The 26,684-nt window shown below is 53.6% G+C and carries 20 protein-coding genes; 12 read left to right on the forward strand and 8 right to left on the reverse strand.

The window, feature by feature from the left end:
- The first annotated feature begins 402 nt into the window (after positions 1-402).
- The 5 genes from topA (at position 403) to acnA (ending at position 8,287) form a co-directional block, all read left to right on the forward strand.
- Positions 403-3,000 carry a type I DNA topoisomerase gene (gene topA, locus ACFL9S_RS05195; protein WP_405260701.1) on the forward strand — a complete coding sequence of 866 codons (2,598 nt, stop codon included), beginning with the start codon at positions 403-405 and terminating at the stop codon, positions 2,998-3,000.
- A gap of 252 nt (positions 3,001-3,252) precedes the next feature.
- On the forward strand, positions 3,253-4,227 hold the full coding sequence (gene cysB / locus ACFL9S_RS05200) for an HTH-type transcriptional regulator CysB (RefSeq protein WP_062743153.1): 975 nt from the start codon (positions 3,253-3,255) through the stop codon (positions 4,225-4,227).
- 503 nt (positions 4,228-4,730) lie between these two features.
- On the forward strand, positions 4,731-4,889 hold the full coding sequence (locus tag ACFL9S_RS05205) for a YmiA family putative membrane protein (RefSeq protein ID WP_405260704.1): 159 nt from the start codon (positions 4,731-4,733) through the stop codon (positions 4,887-4,889).
- A 2-nt stretch (positions 4,890-4,891) separates the two neighbouring features.
- Positions 4,892-5,059, forward strand: a complete 168-nt coding sequence (locus tag ACFL9S_RS05210; RefSeq protein ID WP_405260705.1) for an AraC family transcriptional regulator — start codon at positions 4,892-4,894, stop codon at positions 5,057-5,059.
- A 546-nt stretch (positions 5,060-5,605) separates the two neighbouring features.
- On the forward strand, positions 5,606-8,287 hold the full coding sequence (gene acnA / locus ACFL9S_RS05215) for an aconitate hydratase AcnA (RefSeq protein ID WP_405260707.1): 2,682 nt from the start codon (positions 5,606-5,608) through the stop codon (positions 8,285-8,287).
- A 63-nt stretch (positions 8,288-8,350) separates the two neighbouring features.
- On the opposite strand, the gene ribA is transcribed toward acnA, so the two are convergent.
- Entirely contained in the window at positions 8,351-8,941 is a 591-nt protein-coding gene (gene ribA / locus ACFL9S_RS05220) for a GTP cyclohydrolase II (protein ID WP_405260708.1), read from the reverse strand.
- 228 nt (positions 8,942-9,169) lie between these two features.
- Here ribA and pgpB point away from each other — a divergent pair, with 228 nt between their 5' ends.
- The 3 genes from pgpB to lapB all read left to right on the forward strand — a co-directional run bounded on the left by pgpB (position 9,170) and on the right by lapB (position 11,597).
- Positions 9,170-9,937: a phosphatidylglycerophosphatase B gene (gene pgpB, locus ACFL9S_RS05225; RefSeq protein ID WP_405260710.1), complete on the forward strand. Its 768-nt coding sequence runs from the start codon at positions 9,170-9,172 to the stop codon at positions 9,935-9,937.
- A gap of 175 nt (positions 9,938-10,112) precedes the next feature.
- Complete coding sequence (locus ACFL9S_RS05230) at positions 10,113-10,421, forward strand: LapA family protein (RefSeq protein ID WP_405260711.1); 309 nt, start codon at positions 10,113-10,115, stop codon at positions 10,419-10,421.
- Positions 10,422-10,427: 6 nt separating this feature from the next.
- Entirely contained in the window at positions 10,428-11,597 is a 1,170-nt protein-coding gene (gene lapB / locus ACFL9S_RS05235; protein ID WP_405260713.1) for a lipopolysaccharide assembly protein LapB, read from the forward strand.
- 162 nt (positions 11,598-11,759) lie between these two features.
- Here lapB and ACFL9S_RS05240 read toward each other — a convergent pair whose 3' ends face one another.
- Positions 11,760-12,752, reverse strand: a complete 993-nt coding sequence (locus ACFL9S_RS05240) for a 2-hydroxyacid dehydrogenase (RefSeq protein WP_405260714.1) — start codon at positions 12,750-12,752, stop codon at positions 11,760-11,762.
- A 191-nt stretch (positions 12,753-12,943) separates the two neighbouring features.
- Between ACFL9S_RS05240 and ACFL9S_RS05245 the strand changes: the two genes are divergently transcribed.
- Genes ACFL9S_RS05245 through ACFL9S_RS05255 form a run of 3 tightly spaced genes read left to right on the forward strand, consistent with a single transcriptional unit; the run spans position 12,944 to position 16,084 of the window.
- Positions 12,944-15,574: a YdbH family protein gene (locus ACFL9S_RS05245; RefSeq protein WP_405260715.1), complete on the forward strand. Its 2,631-nt coding sequence runs from the start codon at positions 12,944-12,946 to the stop codon at positions 15,572-15,574.
- Positions 15,558-15,749, forward strand: a complete 192-nt coding sequence (locus tag ACFL9S_RS05250) for a YnbE family lipoprotein (RefSeq protein WP_405260716.1) — start codon at positions 15,558-15,560, stop codon at positions 15,747-15,749. The genes ACFL9S_RS05245 and ACFL9S_RS05250 overlap by 17 nt, the downstream gene beginning before the upstream one ends.
- Positions 15,750-15,760: 11 nt before the next feature.
- Positions 15,761-16,084, forward strand: coding sequence for a YdbL family protein (locus ACFL9S_RS05255; protein WP_405260717.1), 324 nt, complete (start codon positions 15,761-15,763; stop codon positions 16,082-16,084).
- 67 nt (positions 16,085-16,151) lie between these two features.
- On the opposite strand, the gene ACFL9S_RS05260 is transcribed toward ACFL9S_RS05255, so the two are convergent.
- Positions 16,152-16,757: an FMN-dependent NADH-azoreductase gene (locus ACFL9S_RS05260; protein WP_405260718.1), complete on the reverse strand. Its 606-nt coding sequence runs from the start codon at positions 16,755-16,757 to the stop codon at positions 16,152-16,154.
- A gap of 237 nt (positions 16,758-16,994) precedes the next feature.
- Between ACFL9S_RS05260 and hrpA the strand changes: the two genes are divergently transcribed.
- Positions 16,995-20,894: an ATP-dependent RNA helicase HrpA gene (hrpA, locus tag ACFL9S_RS05265; RefSeq protein ID WP_405260719.1), complete on the forward strand. Its 3,900-nt coding sequence runs from the start codon at positions 16,995-16,997 to the stop codon at positions 20,892-20,894.
- Positions 20,895-20,968: 74 nt separating this feature from the next.
- Here hrpA and ACFL9S_RS05270 read toward each other — a convergent pair whose 3' ends face one another.
- From ACFL9S_RS05270 to rstB, 5 genes are all read right to left on the reverse strand, one after another.
- Positions 20,969-21,859 (reverse strand): N-acetylmuramoyl-L-alanine amidase, encoded by an 891-nt coding sequence (locus ACFL9S_RS05270; protein ID WP_405260720.1) that lies wholly within the window; start codon positions 21,857-21,859, stop codon positions 20,969-20,971.
- A 108-nt stretch (positions 21,860-21,967) separates the two neighbouring features.
- Positions 21,968-22,774, reverse strand: a complete 807-nt coding sequence (locus ACFL9S_RS05275) for a trypsin-like serine peptidase (protein WP_405260721.1) — start codon at positions 22,772-22,774, stop codon at positions 21,968-21,970.
- A 289-nt stretch (positions 22,775-23,063) separates the two neighbouring features.
- Positions 23,064-23,531 (reverse strand): acid resistance repetitive basic protein Asr, encoded by a 468-nt coding sequence (gene asr / locus ACFL9S_RS05280; RefSeq protein WP_405260722.1) that lies wholly within the window; start codon positions 23,529-23,531, stop codon positions 23,064-23,066.
- 207 nt (positions 23,532-23,738) lie between these two features.
- Complete coding sequence (locus tag ACFL9S_RS05285) at positions 23,739-25,223, reverse strand: carboxypeptidase M32 (protein ID WP_405260723.1); 1,485 nt, start codon at positions 25,221-25,223, stop codon at positions 23,739-23,741.
- A gap of 18 nt (positions 25,224-25,241) precedes the next feature.
- The gene (rstB, locus tag ACFL9S_RS05290) at positions 25,242-26,531 is read right to left on the reverse strand and encodes a two-component system sensor histidine kinase RstB (protein WP_405260724.1); all 1,290 of its coding nucleotides are present in this window, start codon (positions 26,529-26,531) and stop codon (positions 25,242-25,244) included.
- Positions 26,532-26,684 lie beyond the last annotated feature (153 nt).

The following is a 26,684-nucleotide window of genomic DNA, read 5'->3' on the forward strand; positions in this document are numbered from 1 at the left end:
TTTTCCTTCCTTTATAAGGCTGCCGCCAGGGGGGAACAGATGCTGCACATCGCCGTGCCCGGTTGTGGCGAAAAACGGCACAAATTAACCTCTTTTTGCCGCCTTTCCTGGCGTAAGTGTGGGCTTAATGCTAATTAAGTTGCGTAACAGATTTTATCAGGTAGAGTGTGGGCGTTTCGGGTTCCGGGCGTAAAACAGACTTTACGCTCTGTTAGAGATTCGCTTAACAGACGGTAAAAAGTACTGTTAATCAACTGGTTGCAACGTGCATTATTATGTTGAAATTGATAAAAAGTTAACCGGGTTGAATCTGTTATCCCGATAACCCTATCGTTAGTGCGCGATGTGACGAGTCAAAACGGCACACTTACTCTCGGATGTTTTAATCAGGTAAAGGTAACTATGGGAAAAGCTCTCGTAATAGTTGAGTCCCCGGCAAAAGCCAAAACGATCAATAAATATCTCGGTAATGACTTCGTGGTGAAATCCAGCGTAGGCCATATCCGTGATTTGCCGACCAGTGGATCAACAGTTAAAAAGAGCGCTGACTCTACAACCAGTAAAACAACCAAAAAGGTCAAAAAAGACGAAAAGACGGCGTTAGTTAACCGTATGGGCGTCGACCCTTATCACGGATGGGAAGCGAATTATCAGATCCTGCCGGGCAAGGAAAAAGTGGTCGCCGAACTGAAGGCGCTGGCTGAGAAAGCTGACCATATTTATCTCGCAACGGACCTTGACCGCGAAGGGGAAGCCATTGCATGGCACCTGCGGGAAGTGATCGGTGGCGATGAATCACGCTATAGCCGCGTGGTGTTTAACGAAATCACCAAGAATGCGATTCGTCAGGCGTTTGATAAGCCGGGCGAACTGAACATTGACCGTGTTAATGCCCAGCAGGCGCGTCGCTTTATGGACCGTGTTGTGGGTTACATGGTCTCTCCACTGCTGTGGAAAAAAGTGGCTCGTGGCCTCTCCGCTGGCCGCGTCCAGTCGGTCGCCGTGCGGCTGGTGGTTGAGCGTGAGCGCGAAATCAAAGCGTTTGTCCCGGAAGAATACTGGGATCTGAACGCGGACCTGACCACGCCGAAAGGGGTGGATTTGCCCATGCAGGTCACGCACCAGGGCGATAAACCGTTCCGCCCGGTGAACCGCGAGCAGACTTATGCCGCCGTCAGCCTGCTGGAGAAAGCCCGCTATGTGGTGGCCGATCGTGAAGATAAGCCAACCAGCAGCAAGCCAGGTGCACCGTTTATTACCTCTACGCTTCAGCAGGCGGCCAGTACCCGTCTTGGCTTCGGCGTAAAGAAAACCATGATGATGGCCCAGCGTCTTTATGAAGCCGGTCATATCACCTATATGCGTACTGACTCAACCAACCTGAGCCAGGATGCTGTTGGCATGGTGCGTGGCTACATCGAAGATGAGTTCGGCGCGAAATACCTGCCGAAAGCCGCCAACGTATACAGCAGTAAAGAGAATTCTCAGGAAGCACACGAAGCCATCCGTCCATCGGATGTGAAAGTGCAGTCTGAAGCATTAAAAGATATGGAAACCGACGCGCAGAAGCTGTATCAGCTGATCTGGCGTCAGTTTGTTGCCTGCCAGATGATGCCAGCGCAATACGATTCGACCACCCTGACGGTGGAAGCAGGCGATTTCAAACTGAAGGCGAAAGGGCGCACGCTGCGCTTTGATGGCTGGACGCGTGTGATGGCTGCGCTGCGCAAAGGCGATGAAGATCGCGTGCTGCCTGCCGTGGAAGTGGGCAGTGAGCTGAGTCTTCAGCAACTGGTACCCAGCCAGCACTTCACCAAACCACCGGCCCGCTTCAGCGAAGCCTCGCTGGTTCGTGAGCTGGAAAAACGCGGTATCGGCCGTCCTTCTACCTATGCATCGATTATCTCGACTATTCAGGATCGTGGATATGTGAAGGTAGAAAGCCGTCGTTTCTATGCGGAAAAAATGGGTGAGATCGTTACCGACCGTCTGGAAGAGAACTTCCGTGAGCTGATGAACTATGACTTCACCGCGAACATGGAAGACAACCTCGATAAAGTCGCGAAGAATGAAGCCCAGTGGAAAGCCGTGCTGGATAAATTCTTCAGTGAGTTCAGCGAGCAACTGGCGCAGGCAGAGAAAGATCCTGAAGAGGGCGGTATGCAGCCTAATCAGATGGTCCTGACCTCGATTGACTGCCCAACCTGTAGCCGCCAGATGGGCATCCGTACTGCCAGCACCGGCGTGTTCCTCGGGTGTTCTGGCTATGCGTTGCCGCCGAAAGAGCGTTGTAAGCAGACCATTAACCTGATCCCTGAGAATGAAGTCCTGAATATTCTTGAGGGTGATGACGCGGAAACCAACGCACTGCGCGCCCGTCGCCGCTGCCAGAAATGTGGCACTGCGATGGACAGTTATCTGATCGACCCTCAGCGTAAGCTGCACGTCTGTGGTAATAACCCGGAATGTGATGGTTATCAGATCGAGCAGGGCGAGTTCCGAATCAAGGGTTATGACGGCCCAATCGTTGAGTGTGAGAAATGTGGTTCCGAAATGCACCTGAAAATGGGGCGTTTTGGTAAGTACATGTCTTGTACCAATGACGATTGCAAAAATACGCGTAAAATCCTGCGCAGCGGCGAAGTGGCGCCACCGAAAGAAGATCCGGTGCCGTTGCCTGAGTTGCAGTGTGAGAAGTCAGATGCGTATTTCGTTCTGCGTGATGGTGCGGCCGGTGTGTTCCTCGCGGCCAATACGTTCCCTAAATCGCGTGAGACTCGCGCGCCGCAGGTGGAAGAGCTGCAACGCTTCCGTGACCGTTTGCCGGAAAAACTGCGCTATCTGGCCGATGCGCCAGCGACCGATGACGAAGGCAACAAAGCCGTCGTGCGCTTCAGTCGTAAAACGAAACAGCAGTACGTCAGCACGGAAAAAGACGGAAAAGCCACTGGCTGGTCTGCCTTCTTTGTTGATGGAAAATGGGAAGTCGCCAAGAAGTAACGTTGCGTGAAATCTCCCTGTCGGGGGCGGCAAGTGATTGTCGCCCCCGCCCTTTTTTTCTTCTGATCCCGCTTACGAATTCCCCTGGCTGTGCTATACATATCCCACATTTTTGATATAGTTGTTATAGATAACCCCTTTCTTATTATCTAATTGCATTAGAGCGATTGCCTTATTACAGCGCCAGCCACAGAGTTGAACACTGTTGCTCGGTTTTCGGCGCATTGTTTCAAACCCTGGATGGAACGAAAAATGAAATTGCAGCAGCTGCGTTACATCGTTGAAGTGGTGAATCACAATCTCAACGTCTCTTCAACGGCCGAAGGACTCTATACCTCGCAGCCGGGTATCAGTAAGCAAGTACGTATGCTGGAAGATGAGCTTGGCATCCAGATTTTTGCCCGTAGCGGCAAACATCTGACTCAGGTGACGCCGGCGGGGCAGGAGATCATCCGCATTGCGCGTGAAGTGTTATCGAAAGTGGATGCGATTAAATCCGTCGCTGGAGAGCACACCTGGCCAGATAAAGGGTCTCTTTACGTTGCTACGACCCATACGCAGGCGCGTTACGCACTGCCCAATGTGATTAAAGGCTTTATTGAGCGCTATCCGCGTGTCTCCCTGCATATGCATCAGGGCTCGCCGACGCAGATCGCTGAGGCGGTGTCGAAAGGCAATGCCGACTTCGCGATTGCTACCGAAGCGCTGCATCTTTACGACGATTTGATCATGTTACCGTGCTATCACTGGAACCGTGCCATCGTCGTCACGCCGGACCATCCGCTCGCAGCGAAGAGCAAAGTCTCCATTGAGGAACTTGCAGAATATCCATTAGTGACCTACACCTTCGGCTTTACGGGCCGCTCAGAACTGGATACCGCGTTTAACCGTGCCGGGCTGACCCCGCGTATTGTCTTCACTGCGACCGATGCAGACGTGATTAAAACCTACGTCCGGCTGGGACTGGGCGTTGGGGTGATTGCCAGTATGGCGGTGGACCCGGTGTCCGATCCGGACCTGGTGCGTATCGAAGCAACCGATGTGTTCAGCTTCAGTACCACCAAGATCGGTTTCCGTCGCAGCACCTTCCTGCGCAGCTATATGTATGACTTTATTCAACGCTTCGCCCCACACCTGACGCGCGATGTTGTTGATACTGCTGTAGGTTTGCGTTCGAATGAAGATATTGAAGCGATGTTTAAAGATATAAAACTCCCCGCGAAATAATCACTCAGGTTATGAACAATCCTGCCCGGAGCCGCTATGCGGCTCTTTTTTTTATCCATGGATGCCACCTGAGACTCCATTCGTTAATGTCCTTTGATTATTTTTCCGTAAATGAAACATGTATCACATGTTCTCCTATTGTTATTTCTTAAATGAGAAACAGTACACAGTTTTCATTGTCCCCCTTTGCTCTTGGTTAGGATGATTCTCATACTCTAGTTAAAAGAGGTGGAGATCACCTGTAACTAAAGGATTAGTAATAAAAACTCTAATTTAAAATGGCACTAAAATGAAACGAGCAGGTGTTAATTTGTGTTAAGTGGTAATTAATCAGGTCGAGTTGAGTTAGGACTTTTAATTAATCTTCTTCACGGTTGATTAATCCTGTTAATCGTTTTGTTCAATAAAAATTACTGGATTTTGCAACAGAGAATGTTTAGGATTCATCCTAATTTCTGATTGGTTAAAACAATCGTTTTCAATGCGAGTGATTATCAAAAACTATGGCTACTAGATTATCTGTACAACCCGGCTTCGGGGACAAAACCATCAAGGTTGAGCGTAACAGCAATCTGAAACGCAAAGCCTGGATGACGGTATTCGCTGCCTCAGCACTGTTTTGGGGAGTCGTTGGCTTATTCATATGGCGTATATGGGGGTAACAATGTACCTGAGACAGCCAGAGCAAAAAGCACAGCAAGTCCGCAAAACGAACGATCGTCTCTGTAAAGGCAAAAACAAGGCTCAGGACGCCATTCCGGCATCATGGGATTTGAGTGACCTGCAGCGCAATTTTATTGAGTCAATGTTCGAAGATAAAAAAGTTAAATAAAGCAGTTACTAACATTCACCCGGCGTTTTGCTGAGAATAAAAATTAAAACAGCGTTATTACTCTTTAGGCCGATTATCTGGTCAGGGCATTTTTACGCCCATTTTTGATGCTAACCCCATCATTTAACGGTAAAACCTTCGCATCTAATGTTGACGGTTTAATGTGGTACGTTTTGGTCAGAGATGGCCTGCAGGAGTATTGATATGAACTTAACCCAAATTACCTGGTTCAGCACCTGGACGTTTTCAGCACTGTTCTGGACCAGCGCGGTATGGATTGGAATGATGGTGCGTTAAACGGCCCCAATTAATAATCAATCGCGCAATCACTAATAACGCCTCGCTGACGAGTACAGCGGGGCGTTTTTGTATTTTAATTTCAGTTTGTTTCAGCTGTTGTCAATTAGTGTAGTTAGCAAATCGTTGCGATTCGCGTGTGCTATGTTTAAACAAACCTTGTGCTTGCTAAGGTTTTACCTTTTATCCCTGAAGCAGCATCTCCGGTGACTCAAGGTAAATGTGAAAAGAATACGCAATGGAGGAGCAATGTCGACGACCCTACGCCAACTCAGTCAGGATGTGCTGTCTGTCCACGAGCACCGCTACCAGTATTACAGCCTTAGCCTGGCTGCCGCTGAACTGGGCGATATCTCGCGCCTGCCTAAATCAATGAAAGTGTTGCTGGAAAACCTGCTGCGCTGGCAGGACGGTGACTCGGTGACCGCTGAGGACATCCATGCACTGTCTGGCTGGCTGAAAAATGCCCATGCCGACCGCGAAATCGCTTATCGCCCGGCGCGCGTGCTGATGCAGGACTTTACCGGCGTGCCCGCCGTGGTCGATCTCGCTGCCATGCGTGAGGCGGTAAAACGGCTCGGCGGTGATGTTGCCAGGGTGAATCCACTGTCACCGGTTGATCTGGTGATTGACCACTCGGTGACGGTTGACCACTTTGGTGATGACGATGCGTTTGCAGAGAACGTGCGTCTGGAAATGGAGCGTAACCACGAGCGTTATGTTTTCCTGCGCTGGGGCCAGAAGGCATTCAATCGTTTTAGCGTTGTTCCTCCCGGCACCGGGATTTGTCACCAGGTTAACCTCGAATATCTCGGGCAGGCCGTCTGGCATGAAGAGCAAGCAGGGCAGGAAGTGGCCTGGCCGGATACGCTGGTCGGCACGGATTCACACACCACAATGATCAATGCTCTGGGCGTGCTGGGCTGGGGCGTTGGCGGTATTGAAGCAGAAGCCGCAATGCTGGGGCAGCCCGTATCGATGCTAATCCCGGATGTGGTTGGTTTTAAACTCACGGGTAAACTGAATGCCGGGATCACCGCCACCGACCTGGTGCTGACCGTCACTCAGATGCTGCGTAAGCATGGCGTCGTGGGCAAATTTGTTGAATTTTACGGTGATGGTCTGGATGACTTGCCGCTGGCGGATCGTGCCACTATCGCCAATATGGCACCGGAATACGGCGCGACCTGTGGTTTCTTCCCCATCGATGCCGTGACCCTTGGCTATATGAAACTCACCGGGCGCAGTGAGCAGCAGGTGGCGCTGGTGGAAGCCTATGCCAAAGCGCAGGGCTTGTGGCGGCATCGTGGCGACGAGCCGGTATTTACCAGCACACTGTCGCTGGATATGGGTGAAGTGGAGTCAAGCCTGGCCGGGCCAAAACGCCCTCAGGACCGCGTGGCGCTGGGCGATGTGCCTGCGGCGTTTCATGCCAGTAACGAGCTGGAAGTGAACCACGCGCAGAAAGCCCACAAGGCGGTCAGCTATCAGGATCGACGATCTGGGCAGCGCTATCAGCTTGAGGATGGTGCGGTGGTGATTGCCGCCATTACCTCCTGTACTAATACCTCCAACCCCAGCGTTTTGATGGCTGCCGGGCTGCTGGCGAAGAAAGCGGTTAGCCTGGGGCTGACACGGCAGCCCTGGGTGAAAGCCTCGCTGGCACCGGGATCAAAAGTCGTTTCTGATTATCTTGCCGCTGCACGCCTGACACCGTATCTCGACAAACTCGGTTTTAATCTGGTGGGATATGGTTGCACCACCTGCATCGGTAACTCAGGCCCGCTGCCGGATGAAATTGAAACGGCGATCAAGCAGGGCGATCTCACTGTGGGTGCGGTACTTTCCGGTAACCGTAACTTCGAGGGGCGTATTCACCCGTTTGTCAAAACCAACTGGCTGGCCTCACCGCCGCTGGTGGTGGCTTACGCGCTGGCAGGAAATATGACACTGAATCTGCAAACCGATCCGCTTGGCAATGACACGACGGGTAAGCCGGTTTATCTCAAAGATATCTGGCCCTCGCCGGAGGAGATCGCCGAAGCCGTGCAGATGGTATCGACCGATATGTTCCATAAAGAGTATGCCGCAGTCTTCGAAGGCACCCCGGAATGGCAGCAGATCAAAGTCAGTGAAGCGGCGACCTATGACTGGGATGACAGCTCAACCTATATCCGTCTGTCACCGTTCTTTGATGATATGGAAAAACTGCCGAAGCCGGTGCAGGACATTCATGGCGCGCGTATTCTGGCGATGCTGGGTGATTCCGTGACGACTGACCATATCTCCCCGGCAGGGAGCATCAAAGCCGACAGTCCGGCAGGGCGCTATCTGCTCGATCATGGCGTGGAGCGCACAGACTTTAACTCTTACGGTTCGCGCCGTGGTAACCATGAAGTGATGATGCGCGGCACCTTTGCCAATATCCGTATTCGTAACGAAATGGTACCGGGCGTGGAAGGCGGAATGACGCGTTACATTCCTGGCGATGAACAGATGGCGATCTACGATGCCGCCATGCGCTATCAACAGGCGGGCGTTCCGCTGGCGGTGATCGCCGGGAAAGAGTACGGCTCTGGCTCCAGCCGCGACTGGGCAGCGAAAGGCCCGCGTCTGCAAGGGGTTAGGGTGGTGATTGCGGAATCCTTTGAGCGTATTCATCGATCGAATCTTATCGGTATGGGGATCTTGCCGCTGGAGTTTCCGTCAGGTGTCACGCGTAAAACGCTGGGGCTGACCGGGGATGAGCAGATTGATGTACAGGACTTGCAGCAGTTAACACCGGGAGGCGTGGTCAATGTGACGCTAACGCGTATTGATGGGCGTCAGGAGGTGCTGGAAGCGCGTTGTCGTATTGATACCGGTAACGAACTGACGTACTACAAAAATGATGGCATCTTGCATTACGTGATCCGCAATATGTTGCAATAGCCAGCGCTATCTCTCCCTGGCGACCGGCATGATAGTGGTCGCCAGGGCATCAACCCGGAAAGGTTATTTGGACAACAGATGGCCCATTTTCGCGGCTTTCGTATCCAGGTAATGCGCATTGTTCGGGTTTCTTCCCACAATCAGTGGAACACGCTCAACAATGTTGATACCTGCTTCAGTCAGGATTTCAACCTTGCGCGGGTTATTCGTCAGCAGGCGGACTTCGTGGATACCCAGCAGTTTGAACATATCTGAGCAGATCGTGAAGTCACGCTCATCGGCCGCAAAACCTAACTGGTTGTTGGCTTCAACCGTATCAAAGCCTTTATCCTGCAGCGCATAGGCGCGGATCTTGTTCAGCAGACCGATATTACGGCCTTCCTGGCGGTGATACAGCAGAATACCGCGTCCCTGTTCAGCAATCTGCGTCAGGGCGGCTTCCAGCTGGAACCCACAATCGCAGCGCAGGCTGAACAGCGCATCGCCCGTTAAACACTCAGAATGAACGCGTGACAGCACAGGTTTGCTGTCTGAAATATCGCCGTAAACCAGGGCGACATGATCGTGCCCGGTGGCGATTTCTTCAAAACCGACCATGAGGAAATCACCCCAGGGCGTGGGCAGATTGGCTTCTGCTACCCGTTTAAGCTGCATGAGACTCTCCAGAAACTTCAGGTGTTGCGCTATCATCAGATATCGCTGTGTCAGTTGCCTGACGCAAACAATTGTGCCTATTTTGCCACAACATATCGCGTGGCAGTTAACAGGTTAGAGCGATTGTTTTAATACCGCAGAATTATCACTATCACAATCCTTATGTTATTATTTTTTAAGATAATCTTATAACAAACTCGTGAACACGACGGTTCGGAAGGAAGAGAAATGGCAGAGATCCTCAAACGTACCACCCTCGGCATGCTGGTATTGTTGCTTATGCCAGTTGGGGTGATGCTGTCGGGCTGGCACTGGCAGCCGGTATCAATGGGGTGGGGGCACAAGCTGCTGTTCTGGTTTACCGAAACAGTCACCAGCCCCTGGGGAACGCTGACCAGCGCCATTCTTTGCGGTTGGTTTCTCTGGTGCCTGCGTTTTCGCTGGAAACCCGCGGTATTCCTGCTGGGGATTATTATTGCCACGCTGCTGTCGGGGCAGTACACCAAAAGTCTGATTAAAGAACATGTTCAGGAACCGCGCCCTTATGTACTGTGGCTGGAAAAAACCTACGGTATTAACGCGCAGCAATTCTACGATCAGAAACGCAAACAGCGTAGTGAGATGGTGCTCGCCGCCGTCGCGGAGGATACCCAGCTACCGGACTGGCTAAAAAAACACTGGGCATTTGAAACCGGCTTTGCTTTCCCCTCGGGTCATACTCTGTTTGCTGCCAGCTGGGCGTTACTTGGCGTGGGGTTGCTGTGGCCGCGCAGACGCTACGTCACTATTGTATTACTGATGAGCTGGGCGATAGCGGTAATGGGTAGCCGCCTGGTGCTGGGGATGCACTGGCCGCGTGATTTGATTTTTGCCACGCTTATCAGTTGGTTGTTTATTACCCTTGCGACCTGGCTGGCACAGCGATTCTGTGGACCGCTGACGGTGCCGCCGCAGGAGCAGCAGGAGATAGCGCAGCGGGAAAATGAAACCTCCTGATTGTAAAAGCGCTAAGAGTCCCCATATCTTCTGTTCGGCTGTTTTATTGCCGCTCGATGGCAGCAAGTGCAGGGAAAAGTGGTGAGGTGGCCAGTAGCACGTGACATCAATGCAAGCATAAGGCCGATTTTTTTGGCATAATTCATCTGGTTAACACCAGGGTATGGGATGAACTGTGAAATATTTGCTGATTTTTTTAGTGGTCCTGGCGATTTTCGTCATTTCAGTCACGCTGGGCGCGCACAACGATCAGGTAGTGAAGTTTAACTATCTGCTGGCGCAGGGCGAATTCCGTGTTTCAACGTTGCTGGCTTCACTGTTTGCCGCCGGATTTTTGCTGGGCTGGGCAATTTGTGGGTTATTCTGGCTGCGTGTGCGGGTTTCACTGGCCCATACGCAACGCAAACTTAAACGTCTTCAGCAGCAACTGGGGCAGACAGCGCAATCCGTGACAGCGTCACAGACGCCGGTCGTCAAGGAATAATCATTTATGTTAGAACTGCTGTTTCTGTTACTTCCCATCGCCGCCGCCTATGGCTGGTATATGGGGCGCAGAAGTGCGCAACAGGATAAGCAACAGGAAGCCAGCCGCCTGTCGCGAGACTATGTGACCGGGGTGAACTTCCTGCTCTCTAACCAGCAGGACAAAGCCGTCGACCTGTTCCTCGATATGTTAAAAGAGGACAGCGGCACGGTGGAAGCGCATCTGACGCTGGGGAATCTGTTTCGTTCCCGCGGTGAAGTGGATCGCGCTATCCGCATTCACCAGGCGCTGATGGAAAGCGCATCCCTCACTTACGATCAGCGTTTGCTGGCGATCCAACAACTGGGCCGTGACTATATGGCGGCGGGTTTCTATGACCGCGCTGAACAGATGTTTGGTCAGCTGGTGGACGAAACCGATTTCCGCATCAGCGCTTTGCAGCAACTGCTGATTATCCACCAGGCCACCAGTGACTGGCCGAATGCCATTGAAGTGGCTGAGCGGCTGTTGAAGCAGGGTAAAGATCGCCTGAAGATGGAAATCGCGCATTTCTATTGCGAACTGGCCTTGCAGGCCATCAGCAGTGATGACCTCGATCGTGCCATGAGTTTGCTGAAGAAAGGCGAGTCTGCCGACCGCAACAGCGCCCGCGTCTCTATTATGATGGGCCGCATCCATATGGCGAAGAGTGAATTTGCCAAAGCCGTAGTGAGTTTGCAGCGGGTGATTGAACAGGATAAAGAGCTGGTCAGTGAAACCCTTGAGATGCTGGAAGGGTGTTATGAACATCTTGGTCAGCCTCTTGCCTGGGCCGAATACCTTAAACGCTGCGTAGAAGAAAATACCGGTGCCGCAGCCGAACTCTACCTTGCGGGGATACTCGACCGGGAAGAGGGCGCCGAGGCGGCGCAAACTTATATTACCCGCCAGCTTCAGCGCCATCCGACGATGCGCGTTTTCCATCGACTGATGGATTTCAACTTGCAGGAAGCCGAAGAGGGTCGCGCCAAAGACAGTCTGATGGTGCTGCGCGATATGGTTGGCGAGCAGATCCGCACCAAACCCCGCTATCGCTGCCATAAATGCGGCTTCACGGCCCATGCACTTTACTGGCATTGCCCATCGTGCCGTGCCTGGTCCTCCGTTAAACCTATTCGTGGTCTCGACGGCCAGTAATTCGGGCCGTTTCTTTTTATGCTGCGCCCCTTTTTTAGTTACAACATACTAATTGATGTAAAAAAAACGGTGTCAGTAAGCCGGAGTCGTTATGGGTCTTCAGAGGAAAATGGCATAACCGGGGAGGTTGGCTATGCCAGCGTTTCAGGTCACGAATAGGGATTATGCGGTCAACGCATTGTCACAAGGTTCACCTTTCTCCAGCCGACGCAAATTATCCAGCGTCGTCTCAGAAATGCTGGTCAGGGCTTCTGCGGTCAGGAAAGCCTGGTGACCGGTAAACAGTACGTTATGACAGGCTGACAGACGACGGAACACATCATCCTGGATCACGTCGTTAGATTTATCCTCAAAGAACAAATCACGTTCGTTTTCGTAAACATCCATGCCCAGAGCGCCAATTTTTTGCTGCTTCAGGGCTTCAATCGCTGCCTGTGAATCAATCAGAGCACCCCGGCTGGTGTTGATCACCATGACGCCATCTTTCATCTGTGCAAATGCGCTGCTGTTCAACAGGTGATGATTATCCGCCGTCAGCGGGCAGTGCAGGGTGATAACATCGGACTGGCTAAACAGCGTTTTAATGTCGACGTATTCCGCGCCCAACTCCAGCGCCTGTGGGCTTGGATAAGGGTCGAATGCCAGCAGACGCATACCGAAACCTTTCAGAATGCGCATCGCTGCAATACCAATTTTCCCGGTGCCGATCACCCCGGCAGTGCGGCCATGCATGTTGAAACCGATCAGACCTTCGAGGGAGAAGTTCGCATCACGCGTGCGCTGGTAGGCGCGATGAATACGGCGGTTCAGGGTCATCATCATGCCGACCGCGTGTTCAGCCACCGCTTCCGGGGAGTAAGCAGGAACACGTACCACCTGAATACCCAGTTCACGCGCCGCGTCGAGATCGACATTATTGAAACCAGCGCAGCGCAGGGCAATAAACTTCACGCCCAGTTCGGCCAGCTCTTCCAGCACCTTGCGGCTGCCATCATCGTTGACGAAAATGCAGACAGCGTCACAGCCAACGGCGTTTTTCGCCGTACGTTCACTTAACAGAAAGTCGAAAAACTCCAGTTCAAAACCGAAGCCTTCATTGACCTGTGTGAGGTATTTCCGGTCATACTGCTTAGTGCTATATACCGCAAGTTTCATCGTCTTTTCCTTTCGCAGTGCGTCAGTGATAAAGCAGTGTAACAATAATTTATCCATGCGCGGGAGAAGACCGCTGTCTGGGTGGTGTTAAAAGCAGCGAATCATTTGATTTTTGGCGAAAAACTTCACCCTTCAGGGATTCCATGCCATCATTCAGGAGATAATCACGGAATGAACAGGATGTCACCGCCATGAATCGGGGCTGGAAAATAGCGCTTGCTGTGCTGATGGCAGTTATCCTACTGCTGACCGGCATACTTCTTACTGTTACCCAGTGGCTGCCAAGGCTGGCCGGTATCTGGCTGCCTGCAAAAACCTCCGTCGTCCTTGACGGTAGCCCTGGCTGGCATCAAGGCGCGTTACATCTGCCTGGCGTGCATTATCGGGTCGGTGACTGCGAACTGGTGGGCGTTAAAGGCGTGGCGCTTGGATATCACCAGCGCCGCTGGCAACTGGTTGTCGATGACGCCACGGTGAATACCTCCTGTGCCGCCAACCTCGCCAGCGCTGAGAATCAAGATGCCCCGCGTACGCTGGCCGAATGGCAACAAATGCTTCCCGCCGCCAACGTTACCGTCCGGCAGCTCACGATTACGCCCTGGCAGAACTGGGCCGGGCAGCTTCAGCTTAATCTCGATCCTCAACGCCAGCACCTGCGCTATCAGGGAGACAACCTGTCGCTGGATGCCGAACTGAACGCGCAGCAGCTGACGCTGACCACATTGAACATTCAGGCACCAGGCGTGCCGAAACCCATCAGCCTGAGCGGCACGCTGACGTTGCCGCGTATCCCTGTTGCGTTACCTGAAGGCGGTGCCTTGCAGGGCGATCTGGCACTGGATAGCGTGCCTGAAGCGCTGCACCTGCGTCTCGACTGGCAGCAGCAGAACGGCACGCTGATCGTGACAGCAAAGGATCAAAAAGTACCGTTGCTGACGCTGCCCTGGAACATCACGCGTGAGGAGATTGTGGTGCAACAGGGGCAGTGGAACTGGCCCTGGGCGATGCAGCCGCTTTCGGGTGGTTTCGCGCTGACGGCAAAAGGCTGGCAGCAGGGCTTAGCGGCGACGGAACTGAATGGCCGCTTTAATATGCTGACCCAGGGACGTGGCGGGAAAGGAAACGTGGTATTAACACTGGGACCGGGAAATCTGGACTGGCTCAACAGCCAGCTGCCGTTCCGGCTGACAGGTGAAAGCAAGCTCGCCAGCCTGCAATTCTTTGCCGGTTTACCCGGAGAGTTGCGCGGAGCGCTGCTGGATCCGCAGGTGGTGATGCGCCCTGGTGCGCTGCTGCGAATGAAAGGGCGGCTGCTGTCGACACTGGAAGTGGATGAAGCGCGCTGGCCGCTGGCGGGCGTCTCACTCTCTTCCGCCGGTATTGATGGGCGGTTACAGGCGATCCTCAGTGCTCATGACCGGGAAATGGGGCGGTTCCGTCTACATCTGGACGGGCGCGCCAGCGATTTCTGGCCGGACAAAGGCGAGTGGCTATGGCGCTATTGGGGGGAGGGTTATCTGGCTCCGCTGAGCGCGAAATGGGATGTTAAAGGGCAGGGGCGCTGGCAGGATCGGCTAATTGAATTAACATCGCTGTCGACCGGGTTTGATCATCTGGCCTATGGCAGCGTGACGATGGATGCGCCGCGATTAACGCTGGACCAGCCCGTGCGCTGGCAACGTGACCCGGAGTCCCCCTCGTTCAACGGCCAGCTAAGCCTGAAAGCCAAAGAAACGCACTTCAGCAGCGGCGGCTATCTGCCCCCGTCGACTCTGACCCTGGCTGTAAAAGGGCACGATCCGGAGGCGTTTCTTTTCAAGGGGAGTTTGCAGGCGCAAAAAATTGGCCCGGTTCAGGTCCGGGGCCGCTGGGACGGAGAGCGCCTGCGTGGTCAGATGTGGTGGCCGGAACAACCCTTAAACGTATTTCAGCCGCTGATCAGCCCGGAGCTGAAGCTGGCTATTCAGGGGGGCATGTTAAAAGCCCAGGTCGCTTTCTCTGCGGCCAGCGATCAGGGGCTGAAAGCGGGCGGGCACTGGCTGGTCAGCAACGGCAGCGTGCTGCTACCGGATAATGAATTTGAGGGTATCGACTTCTCGTTACCGTTCCGTATGGAATCTCATCGCTGGTATTTCGGCGCTCACGGGCCGGTGTCTCTGCGGATCAAAAAGATTAAAAACCAGTTTGCGATGCAAAATGTGACGGCCGATCTTCAGGGCTGGTATCCCTGGAGTGATAAACAGCCGCTCACACTGAGTGACGTAAGCCTCGAGTTGCTCGGCGGGCAGCTGAGTATGGCCAGCTTGCAGATGCCACAAACGGAGGCAGCCACGATACAGGTCACTCATCTGAGTTTGTCCGAACTGATCACCTCGATGAAACTGAAACAGCTGGCGATGTCGGGCTACATCAATGGTGCGCTGCCATTGTGGCTGAATAACTCACACTGGCTGGTGAAAGGGGGCTGGATTGCTAACAGCGGGCCGCTTACCGTGCGTATGGATAAAGACATGGCCGATGCCATCAGCCGCAATAATTTTGCCGCCGGAGCCGCAATCGACTGGCTGCGTTATATGGAGATATCGCGCAGCTGGGCAACGATCGACCTCGACAATCTGGGCGTGATGAACATGACCGCCAAAGTGGATGGTACCAGCCGTTTCAGTAATAAAAACCAGCGTGTTTCGCTGAATTACAGCCAGCAGGAAAATCTGTTCCAGCTCTGGCGCAGCCTGCGCTTTGGCGATAACCTGCAATCCTGGGTGGAACAAAATGCCACCTTGCCGTCGCAAAAGGAAAACAGTGATGAAACCCCTCAGTAGCCTGTGGATAGCGGGTGGAACGATGTTGCTTTGCGGGTGTATCCCGCGCATTGAACTGGCCGCCCCGAAAGAACCGATCACCATTAATATGAATGTGAAAATAGAGCATGAAATTCATATCAAGGTGGACAAGGACGTGGAAGCGTTATTAAAAACCCAGAGTGGTCTGTTCTGAGGACGGGACAAATGAAACGACTTAACTGCGCTATATTGCTGGGCTGTTTGCTGCTGTCACCTGCGGTGATGGCACTGACGCTGGATGAAGCCCGCCAACAGGGACGCGTGGGTGAAACGCTGAATGGTTACATTGCGGCGGTGCAGCAGGATGCGGAAACGCTGACGTTGGTGAAACAAATTAACGAGGGTCGTACGCGTCAATATCAGTTGCTGGCGCAGCAAAATAATACCACCACGCGCGAAGTTGCCAGCATTGCCGGTGCGAAACTGGTTGAGAGAGCAAAATCAGGGGAGTACGTGCGAGGCATTAACGGTCAGTGGTTGAAGAAGTAGCGGCGGCACCGACACAGTGCCACCGCGCAGGTTGAGGAGGGTTATCTCAACCTGTATTCTCGGATAATCAGGCAGTAGCGATCTGAGAAATCAACGCTTTTGCATCGCTGGCGGCTTTCGCTGCCACTTCAGGGCCGTAACCAATGCCTTCCGCGAACACGAACTGCACGTCAGTCAGACCCAGGAAGCCGAGGAACAGAGTCAGGTAAGGAGTCAGCAGGTCGCTTGGGGTATCTTTATGGATACCACCACGGCTCGACAGAACCACGACTTTTTTGCCTTTGATCAGGCCTTCAGGACCCTGCTCGGTGTAACGGAATGTCACGCCAGCACGGGCAATCAGGTCGAAGTAGTTCTTCAGCTGAGTTGGGATGTTGAAGTTGTACATTGGGGCGGTGATCACGATGGTGTCATGCGCCTGCAGTTCAGCAATCAGTTCGTTGGACAGGTCCAGCGCTTCCTGCTGACGTGGGGTCAGTGCTGCATCGGAAGGACGCAGCGCGCCCACCAGCTCACCATCCAGAACCGGGATTGGGTTCGCGGCCAGGTCACGTTCGGTGACTTCATCGCCAGGGTGAGCGGCTTTCCACTCGGAAACCAGGTGGTCGGCCAGTTGGCCAGACTGAGAATAACCGGCAAGAATACTTGATTTCAGTACTAATACTTTGCTCATGGCTCTTTTTTCCTGTTGTGTCACGCGGATCACATTCCGCTCAATAGGGAACACTCTACGGATAAATTGCCGACAGTGTAAGTGCGAGTTTTCGATATCAATGTTCGAAAATATTGAATAAGACGCACCGGGCAACTAAAACCCTAAGTGCTTGTCTGTGTTACACTACGCAGAATTCTGATCCCATATTTAATCCATGTTGCCCGATGTCACGGCGACAAAGCGAGCTTTACTACCATGTCTGATACGCCACAATCTGCCCTGACGCCTCTCTATTCGCGGCTGGATTCGCTGATGCTGCGCGACCGCCAGCGTCTACAGCGCCGCCTTCAGGGGGCAAAAAAAATGAAAAACCCAACGGCGCTGAACGCGCTGATTGAGGAGCTGAGCGGCGACATTGCGGCTTCAGAGCTGCGGGTAAGTACGCGTCTTGCTGCAAGGCCAGCTATCCGCTACCCGGAAAATTTACCGGTCAGCCAGAAGAAACAGGATATCGCTGACGCGATCCGCGATCACCAGGTGGTGATTGTGGCGGGGGAAACCGGTTCAGGTAAAACCACGCAGCTGCCGAAGATTTGCATGGAGCTGGGGCGCGGTATTCGCGGGCTGATTGGTCACACTCAGCCGCGCCGTCTGGCGGCGCGTACCGTTGCCGATCGTATCGCCGCCGAACTGGAAACCTCGCTGGGTGGTTGCGTGGGTTACAAGGTGCGATTTAACGATCAGGTTGGCGACACCACGCAGGTGAAGCTGATGACTGACGGTATTCTGCTGGCGGAAATTCAGCAGGACCGTCTGCTGATGCAGTACGACACCATCATCATCGATGAAGCCCACGAGCGCAGCCTGAATATCGACTTCCTGCTGGGTTACCTGCGCGAGCTGCTGCCAAAACGCCCTGATCTGAAAATCATCATCACCTCGGCGACCATCGACCCGCAGCGTTTTTCGCGACATTTCCATAACGCGCCGGTGATTGAAGTGTCCGGCCGCACCTATCCGGTGGAAGTGCGCTACCGTCCGGTGGTGGAAGATGCCGACGATACTGACCGCGATCAGCTTCAGGCCATTTTTGATGCGGTGGATGAACTGGGCAAAGAGAGCCGTGGCGATATCCTGATCTTTATGAGCGGCGAACGCGAAATTCGCGACACCGCCGATGCGCTGATGAAACGCGATCTGCCGCATACCGAGGTGCTGCCGCTGTACGCGCGTCTGTCGAATGCCGAGCAGAATCGCGTATTCCAGTCCCACGTTGGACGGCGTATTGTGCTGGCGACCAACGTAGCCGAAACGTCACTGACGGTGCCGGGCATCAAATATGTGATTGATCCAGGTACGGCGCGTATCAGCCGTTATAGCTTCCGTACCAAAGTGCAGCGCCTGCCGATTGAGCCGATATCTCAGGCGTCAGCCAATCAGCGTAAAGGGCGTTGCGGGCGCGTATCTGAAGGGATCTGTATTCGTCTGTATGATGAAAATGATTTCCTCAGCCGTCCGGCGTTCACCGACCCGGAAATTCTGCGTACTAACCTGGCATCCGTTATCCTGCAAATGACTGCGCTGGGGCTGGGTGATATCGCCGCGTTCCCGTTTGTGGAAGCCCCCGATCAGCGCAATATTCAGGATGGTGTGCGCCTGCTGGAAGAGCTGGGCGCGATCACCCTGAACGAGAGCCAGCATTATCAGCTGACGACGTCTGGCCGGGCGCTGGCCCAATTGCCGGTTGATCCGCGTCTGGCAAAAATGGTGCTGGAAGCGCAGAAATATGGCTGCGTGCGCGAAGTGATGATTATTACTGCCGCGCTGTCGATCCAGGATCCGCGTGAACGACCGGCGGAGAAAAAGCAGGCATCGGACGAGAAGCACCAGCGATTTGCCGACAAAGACTCTGATTTTATCGCCTTCGTTAACCTGTGGAACTACGTGCAGGAGCAGCAGAAAGCGCTGTCTTCCAGCCATTTCCGTCGTCAGTGTAAAACGGACTACCTTAACTACCTGCGGGTGCGTGAGTGGCAGGACATCTACACGCAGCTGCGTCAGGTGGTGCGTGAGCTGGGTCTGCCAGTGAACAGTGTTCCGGCCGAGATGCGCGAAATCCATACCGCGCTGCTGACCGGCTTATTGTCACATATTGGCCAGAAAGATGTGGATAAACAGGAGTTTACCGGTGCGCGTAATGCGCGTTTCGCCATTTTCCCTGGCTCCGGTCTGTTTAAGAAACCGCCGAAGTGGACGATGGTCGCCGAACTGGTGGAAACCAGCCGCCTGTGGGGGCGCATCGCCGCCCGTATTGAGCCGGAATGGATTGAACCGGTGGCACAACATCTGCTCAAACGCAGCTACAGTGAACCGCACTGGGAAAAAGGCCAGGGCGCAGTGATGGCCAGTGAAAAAGTGACGCTGTACGGGCTGCCGATTGTCGCGGCGCGTAAGGTGAATTATGGCCAGATCGACCCGGTGCTGTCGCGCGAGCTGTTTATCCGCCATGCGCTGGTGGAGGGCGACTGGCAAACTCGCCATGCGTTCTTCAAGGCCAACCTCAAACTGCGCACGGAAGTGGAAGAGCTGGAGCACAAATCCCGCCGCCGCGACATCCTGGTTGACGACGAAACCCTGTTTGATTTTTACGACCAGCGCATCAGCCACGAGGTGGTCTCTGCCCGGCATTTTGACAGCTGGTGGCGAACGGTCAGCCGTGAAGAACCAGACCGCCTGAATTTTGCCCGTGAAATGCTGATCAAGCAGGGTGCGGAGAACGTCAGTAAACTCGATTACCCAAACTTCTGGCATCAGGGCAACCTGAAGCTGCGTCTGAGCTATCAGTTTGAACCGGGTGCCGACGCGGATGGGGTGACGGTTTATGTGCCGTTGCCGCTGCTCAATCAGGTCGAAGAGAGAGGCTTTGAGTGGCAGATCCCGGGTGTACGCCGGGAACTGGTGATTGCGCTGATCAAATCACTGCCTAAACCGCTGCGTCGTAACTTTGTCCCGGCACCAAACTACGCGGAAGCGTTTCTCGGGCGTGCTACGCCGCTGGAGCTGCCGCTGCTGGAGTCGCTGGAGCGTGAGTTCCGACGTATGTCAGGCGTTACGCTGGAGCGCGAAGCCTGGCAATGGGAACAGGTGCCCGATCATCTTAAAATCACCTTCCGCATTATTGACGAAAATAACCATAAGCTGGCAGAAGGCAAAGATCTTTCTGCGCTGAAACTGCAACTCAAAGGCAAAGTGCAGGAGACGCTGTCGAAAGTGGCAGATGACGGCCTGGAACAAAGCGGGCTGCATATCTGGAGCTTTGGCGATCTGCCGGACCACTTTGAGCAGAAGCGCGGCAATTACAGTGTGAAAGCCTGGCCTGCGCTGGTGGATGAGAAAGACAGCGTGGCAATCCGCCTGTTTGACTCTCAGCATGAGCAGCAAAAAGCGATGTGGCGCGGGCAACGGCGTTTACTGCTGTTGAATATTCCATCGCCGATTAAGTATCTGCACGAAAAGTTACCGAATAAAGCCAAGCTGGGGCTGTATTTTAACCCTTACGGTAAAGTGCTGGATTTGATTGATGACTGTATTGCCTGTGGTGTTGATAAGCTGATCGCTGAATCAGGTGGCCCAAGCTGGCAGGAGCAGGGATACGGTAAGCTGCATGATAAAGTGCGCGCCGAACTGAACGATACGGTGGTGGTGATCGCCAAAAAAGTCGAGCAGATCCTGACCTCTGTATTCAATATTAATAAACGCCTGAAAGGGCGCGTTGATATCACGATGGCGCTGGCGCTGTCGGATATTAAAGCGCAAATGAGTGGCCTGGTGTATCGCGGCTTCGTGACCGGCAACGGCTGGAAGCGACTGGCGGATACACTGCGTTATTTACAGGCGATTGAACGGCGTATGGAAAAACTGGCGGTCGATCCGCACAGCGATCGTGCGCGTATGCTCAAGGTCGAATCTGTACAGCAGGCATGGACACAATGGTTCAACAAGCTGCCACCAGAACGTAAAGATGATGAGGACGTGCAGGATATCCGCTGGATGATTGAAGAGCTGCGTGTCAGCTTCTTTGCCCAACAGTTAGGAACGCCTTATCCGATCTCGGAAAAACGTATCATCCAGGCCATTGAGCAGGTGGCGTTGTAACAAATGAGCGGGTAGCCCATTACCTTGCAGGTAACAAATACCCTGCCAGCCTGTTCGCGCTGGCAGGGTAAACGTTATAAATCCGTATTACTTACCTGCTGAGTAGAGACAAGTTGCGTACCGCCACGATATTTCTCCACCAGAGCAGCCGCAATAGCCTCGGTTTCTAGATCGGCGATACCGCTATAATCGGCCGGGCGGAAGTGCATCTGAAACACCGCGATAACCTGCTTCGTGGTTGCATCCATAATGCCCGTTTGTGGGATTGAATAACCATAACGGGCCAAATCGGCCTGAATGTTACGGACCGAACCGGCATCATAACGTGCACGACCGGCCAGATACTTCTGCACGGTAGCGCTGTCCGGCCAGGCACCGATGCCTTCACCGGCTAACTGCTTCCACGGGAAGAGCGGGCCTGGGTCAACTTTGCGCGTGGGTGCCACATCGCTATGAGCGAGCACATTATCCGGCGTAATGCCGTAGCGCTTGATGACGTCGCTGGCGAGGCGGGCGACCAATTTGATTTGCCGGGTATCCCACGGATACCATTCGCGTACCATCAATTTCTGTTCGTAGCCCAGATTCACAATTTCGACGCCAATTGAGCTGTCATTCAGATTAGTGCGTCCGTTCCACTCACTAAGACCGGCATGCCACGCGCGCTTATCTTCGGCAACCAGTTGATAAACTGTATTTTGGCTGAGTAACGGGCTGCTGGCAGACGGTACGAGATAATGGGCGCTGACATTACCCTGGGTGAGCAGACGCATTGAATCAGCATCATTTGCCGCCGTGTAATGGAGGATCAGAAATCGTACGCGTTCATTCTGGCTCTGCGAAGGATGCTGGGTGTTAACCCGATAACCAGTCCGTTGGATCTGATTATCGGATTGCGGGGGATTTTGGGTTTTAACACAGCCCGTAATAAAGAAAATCAGGGTTATCAACGCTATTTGTTTCATACCTCATCCTTGATCACTGAAAAGTCAGTGACATTATCGACAAGGGTCTGATATGAGAATATCCATTAAATAGCCATAAAAACCGACTGACCATCCCAACGCATTTTTTTACTGTGCCAGCGCTTCCAGGCTGTCACGAAATGCGGTCACGGCAATCGCCCGGTTATCGGCCAGATAGCGATCTTTGGCCGCAGGTGCTGAGCTTTGGACTGCAATCAACTGCCACTCGCCATCAACCTTTAACAATAACGGCGAACCGCTGTCACCCGGCAACGTATCGCACTGATGTGACAGCACGGTTTTTTGCGCCCAACCGGTGATCAGACAGTCGTTATGCGAGTAGAGCGTATCAAGATGATCTTCCGGGTAACCCGCCTGTGTGACCCGGCGGCCCGTCATTTTTAACGCCGCAGTAAGCTCTTTGCGCGACCCGGAAAACAGGGGAATAGGGACAATCCCGGAAGGGGGGTTACGCAGAATAATCAAACCAAAATCATAAGGTGCAGCAGAAGCCGGAACAATCCAGCCGTCACCGTCTGCCTTCAACTTTTTTCCCAGGGCCGGATCAACACGGGCTTCGATATCGTGGATCTCATAACGCCAGCTGCCGTTATCACCAGAGATAAAGCGCAGGGCAACGGCTTTGTCGGGTTTCCCCGGAGGGGCAAGCAGGCAGTGTCCGGCGGTCAGTGCCAGGTGAGGTGCAATCAGTGTGGCGCTGCACAGGTTACCACTTTCCGTTTCCAACTGGCCGATGGCTTCCCAGGGCGCTGAGGAAGTATTGCTTACTGGCTGACGGTCATCTTTGCCGAAGAATAGCGTTTGGGTATCGGCATCGCTCCTTTCATCTTCATCAGCGTGGGTGTAAAACGAAAAAGCCAGGCAACCCATCAATAACACAACGGTCAGACGCATATTTTTCTCAGGCTGGAAAAACGTGGATATTAGGGATTATCTCAGTGAAGTAACTATAGACGGATAGTGCTGGAAAAGGGAGATTAATTTGAAATATCAGCACGCTACAGCCACCCTTATTAAAGGTAGAAGCTGGCGGCCACCAGACCACATAAGATCATCACAGCCAGAATGATTTCGAATAAATAGCGACGCACCATCATCCGAAACTCCTTAAAGAAACACCCGGCAGAACCGGGTGTTTGAGTGAACTAATGTACGTGAGGTGTGATACCCCGGCCGTCAGTCATTACGCTTTAGGAGCGGTTTTCTTCACTGCTTTGTGGTGTTTTTTAGCAGCCTGCGCTTTCTGCGCTACAGGTTTGGTTGCTGCTTTGTGGTGTTTTTTAGCAGCCTGGGCTTTCTGAGCAACAGGTTTGGTCGCTGCTTTGTGGTGCTTTTTAGCAGCCTGGGCTTTCTGAGCAACAGGTTTGGCTACTGCTTTGTGGTGCTTTTTAGCAGCCTGAGCTTTCTGTGCAGCGGCTTTTTTCGCTTTGTGGTGTTTTTTAGCGGCCTGTGCTTTCTGTACCGCAGCTTTCTTGTGTTTTTTCACATGCTTAACAGATGCTTTCACTGGCGCTGGAGCAGCAGTAGTGGTGGTGGTAGCAGCAACAGTTGGTGCAGCGGTCGTTGCTGGAGCAGCCGTTGTTTCAGCAGCGAAAGCAACAGAAGACAGACCCATTGTAGCAGCGACAACCAGAGCAAATAATTTTTTCATTGCAAAACCCTCAAGGTGTTTTTAGTTCAGGTGTCAGCCCACTCTGGGGCCGGTGAAAAGACTATAAGGGAATACCCGAGTGCTTTCCGTGAGTGATTGGTATCGGCGTGTAACCGATTGTACAAGAGGGGAAAGACGAGGTGCTTAGCGGTGTTTTAGCGCAGTTCGCCCCTGTGCGTGTGCGCAGGGGCAAGTAAATAACCTGGGTTATTTCAGATAACGGCTTTCCAGGTGCTGGCGGAAATAGTGCGGGTTCAGGTCTTCTCCGGTGGCATTTTCAATCAGCTGGCGGGTGCTGAAACGGCTGCCATGCTGCCAGATATTCTGCTGTAACCAGTCAAACACCGGTTGCAGGTCACCCTGGCGGATCTGCTCATCAACCTGCGGGATCGCCCGCTTCAATGCCTGGAACAGCTGCGCGGCATACATCGCGCCCAGTGTGTACGTTGGGAAGTAACCGAAAGCACCGTCCGTCCAGTGAATATCCTGCATACACCCGTCACGGTAATTGCCACGCGTATCCAGGCCCAGCCAGGACAGCATTTTCTCGTCCCACAGCGCTGGGATGTCATCGACTTCAATCTCACCGCCGATCAGTGCGCGTTCAATTTCATAGCGCAGGATAATGTGTGCCGGATAGCTGACCTCATCGGCATCCACGCGGATCAACCCTGGCTTCACGCGCTGGTTCAGGGCGATAAAGTTCGCTTCGTTCAGCTCCGGGCGGTCGCCCAACAGCAACTGTACCTGCGGGCGGATCAGGCTGAGGAACTCCGGGCTGCGGCCGAGCTGTTTTTCGAAGAACAAACTCTGCGATTCGTGAATAGCGGTAGAACGCGCCAGAGCCACAGGCTGATCCGCCCACTGTTTTGGCAGATTTTGTTCGTAGCGCGCGTGACCCGTTTCATGGATCACCCCCATCATGGCGCTGATGAACTCGGCTTCGTTATAGCGCGTTGTGATGCGTACATCCTGCGGCACGCCGCCACAGAAGGGGTGTGCGCTGATATCAAGGCGCCCGGCGTTAAAATCAAAGCCCAGCTGCTGCATAATCGCCAGGCCCAGCTGTTGCTGTGATGCCTGAGGGAATGGGCCTTCAGGGCGGTCGACAATTTCACCGGCCTGCTGTTCAACGATTTGCTGTAACAGATTGGGCAGCCACTGTTTCAGGTCACCAAAGGTTTTATCCAGTTTGGCGCTGGTCATGCCGGGTTCGAACACGTCCAGCAGGGCATCGTAACGTGATTTTCCACTGGCCTGAGCGCGGATCTCGGCTTCCTCACGGCTCAGCTTCACCACCTCTTTCAGGTTGGCGGAAAACCCGCGCCAGTCATTCGCCGGGCGCTGCTGGCGCCAGGCGTGTTCACAGCGTGATCCGACGATAGATTTGGCTTCTACCAGTGATGCTGGCAGCAACGAGGCTTGCTGCCAGGCGCGCTGCATTTCAGCCAGGTTAGCCTGCGCCACATCATCCAGATCTTCCTGCTGTGCCTGTTGCAGCCAGACGCCCACCTCTTTAGCGGTGAGGATTTCATGGCGCAGGACGCTCAGTTCCGCCAGTGCTTCACCGCGTGCACGGCTGCCACCGGCAGGCATCATGGTCATCATATCCCAGCCCGCAATGGCCGACAGATGGCCGAAGCGGGAGAGGCGCTGGAAGGTACGTGTCAGGTTTGCATAGGAAGAAGACATAAATTTCCTTACTTGAGATTAAGAGTGTGGATCGGGCGTGACCGGCCAGCAAAAACGCACGCTGGCCCCCCCAAGCGGACTGCTGTCGATGGTGACATAGCCGCCAAAAGCCTGGGCTACGGAGTGGACAATGGCCAGACCAAGCCCACAGCCTCCGGTGGCGCGATCGCGGCTGGGGTCAAGGCGTACAAAAGGTTCAAAGACTCGCTGACGTTCATCCAGAGGGATGCCTGGGCCGTCATCCTCAACCTGCAGGAACGCCATATCGCCATCAAACCACAGACCAACCCGCAGACGCTGGTCGGCGTAACGCAGGGCATTATTCACCAGATTATCGAGCACGCGCTCCATCAGGCGGGTATCGGCAACACCAATATTTTCCCGCTGCGGAGTATCCAGCGCAATATCAAACGCAGGTTGAACAGAACGCATATCATCCAGCCGTTCGTGCAGCCATTGGGCAAGGTCGAGGGTTTGCAGATTCAGGTTAACCTGTGGGCGGTCGAGGCGGGCATACGTTAACAGCTCCTCGATCAGCGACTCCAGCTGGCCGATATCGCGATTAAGGGCTGCGGACTCTGCTTCCGTCAGGTTATCGCTCATTTCCAGACGATAACGCAGACGCACCAGCGGGGTACGTAACTCATGCGCGATGCCGTCAATCAGCTGTTTCTTACTGGCGACCAGCGTATTGATATTATCGGCCATCTGGTTAAATGCCACGCCAAGGCGCAGCAGACTGGAGGCGCTGTCAAAATGTATACGCTCGTCGAGGTGACCCTGACCAAAGCGCTGCGCGGCATTCTCCAGCTTTAGCATGTCCTGCCAGTGTGGTCGCATCCAGATAAACACGGGCAATGCCAGTGAAATGCCAATAAAGGCCAGCAGCGCAATATCCAGAATGCGCATCTCATGCAGGTAAAACAGATAGGGGATCGGGCCTACAGCCAGCACATAGTGGCTACGAGGAATATGCTGTAAGAAGGTGTATTCATCATCCAGCGCCACGATCTCGCCCGAACGCAGACGGCGTAATGTTCCGGGATCGAGCTGGTATTTGCTCATCGGCTCAATGTGCAGCTTAAACGACAAATTGAGGTCGAGGTTGTCGATGGTTTTGTTCCAGTCACGCGGGGGGATCTCCCGCAGTTCGCTGCGCATCAGGTACAGTGAGCTTTTCATCAGGTCATCCATCGACTGACGCCCGGCACGCTCGGCGGTAAATTTGTATACCAGCCCGACCAGCATTGCCATCACCAGGAAACAGACAAACAGCAGCAGGTAAAACTGGATAAACAGCTTCTTCATGTTTTATGGCCTTTTAATCAATGAATTAGCTACGCTGCTTAAACACATAGGGGGCATTATATCCACTGATGCGCTGATTCAGTAACCCTAACTGATCGCCATCAAGGGCACGTAGCCAGCAGAATACACCGTATAAACCCTCTCTGCATTCTC

Source organism: Erwinia sp. AnSW2-5 (genome assembly GCF_045107195.1).
Lineage (GTDB): Bacteria > Pseudomonadota > Gammaproteobacteria > Enterobacterales > Enterobacteriaceae > Erwinia.

Bases quoted from the DNA above. Each gene is read 5' to 3' on its own strand.
- lapB (WP_405260713.1), top strand. From the start codon at position 10,428: ATGTTAGAACTGCTGTTTCTGTTACTTCCCATCGCCGCCGCCTATGGC.
- cysB (WP_062743153.1), top strand. From the start codon at position 3,253: ATGAAATTGCAGCAGCTGCGTTACATCGTTGAAGTGGTGAATCACAAT.
- ACFL9S_RS05250 (WP_405260716.1), top strand. From the start codon at position 15,558: ATGAAACCCCTCAGTAGCCTGTGGATAGCGGGTGGAACGATGTTGCTT.
- ACFL9S_RS05245 (WP_405260715.1), top strand. From the start codon at position 12,944: ATGAATCGGGGCTGGAAAATAGCGCTTGCTGTGCTGATGGCAGTTATC.
- ACFL9S_RS05260 (WP_405260718.1), bottom strand. From the start codon at position 16,757: ATGAGCAAAGTATTAGTACTGAAATCAAGTATTCTTGCCGGTTATTCT.
- topA (WP_405260701.1), top strand. From the start codon at position 403: ATGGGAAAAGCTCTCGTAATAGTTGAGTCCCCGGCAAAAGCCAAAACG.
- ACFL9S_RS05275 (WP_405260721.1), bottom strand. From the start codon at position 22,774: ATGCGTCTGACCGTTGTGTTATTGATGGGTTGCCTGGCTTTTTCGTTT.
- asr (WP_405260722.1), bottom strand. From the start codon at position 23,531: ATGAAAAAATTATTTGCTCTGGTTGTCGCTGCTACAATGGGTCTGTCT.
- ACFL9S_RS05270 (WP_405260720.1), bottom strand. From the start codon at position 21,859: ATGAAACAAATAGCGTTGATAACCCTGATTTTCTTTATTACGGGCTGT.
- acnA (WP_405260707.1), top strand. From the start codon at position 5,606: ATGTCGACGACCCTACGCCAACTCAGTCAGGATGTGCTGTCTGTCCAC.
- hrpA (WP_405260719.1), top strand. From the start codon at position 16,995: ATGTCTGATACGCCACAATCTGCCCTGACGCCTCTCTATTCGCGGCTG.
- ribA (WP_405260708.1), bottom strand. From the start codon at position 8,941: ATGCAGCTTAAACGGGTAGCAGAAGCCAATCTGCCCACGCCCTGGGGT.
- ACFL9S_RS05210 (WP_405260705.1), top strand. From the start codon at position 4,892: ATGTACCTGAGACAGCCAGAGCAAAAAGCACAGCAAGTCCGCAAAACG.
- ACFL9S_RS05240 (WP_405260714.1), bottom strand. From the start codon at position 12,752: ATGAAACTTGCGGTATATAGCACTAAGCAGTATGACCGGAAATACCTC.
- ACFL9S_RS05285 (WP_405260723.1), bottom strand. From the start codon at position 25,223: ATGTCTTCTTCCTATGCAAACCTGACACGTACCTTCCAGCGCCTCTCC.
- pgpB (WP_405260710.1), top strand. From the start codon at position 9,170: ATGGCAGAGATCCTCAAACGTACCACCCTCGGCATGCTGGTATTGTTG.
- ACFL9S_RS05255 (WP_405260717.1), top strand. From the start codon at position 15,761: ATGAAACGACTTAACTGCGCTATATTGCTGGGCTGTTTGCTGCTGTCA.
- ACFL9S_RS05205 (WP_405260704.1), top strand. From the start codon at position 4,731: ATGGCTACTAGATTATCTGTACAACCCGGCTTCGGGGACAAAACCATC.
- rstB (WP_405260724.1), bottom strand. From the start codon at position 26,531: ATGAAGAAGCTGTTTATCCAGTTTTACCTGCTGCTGTTTGTCTGTTTC.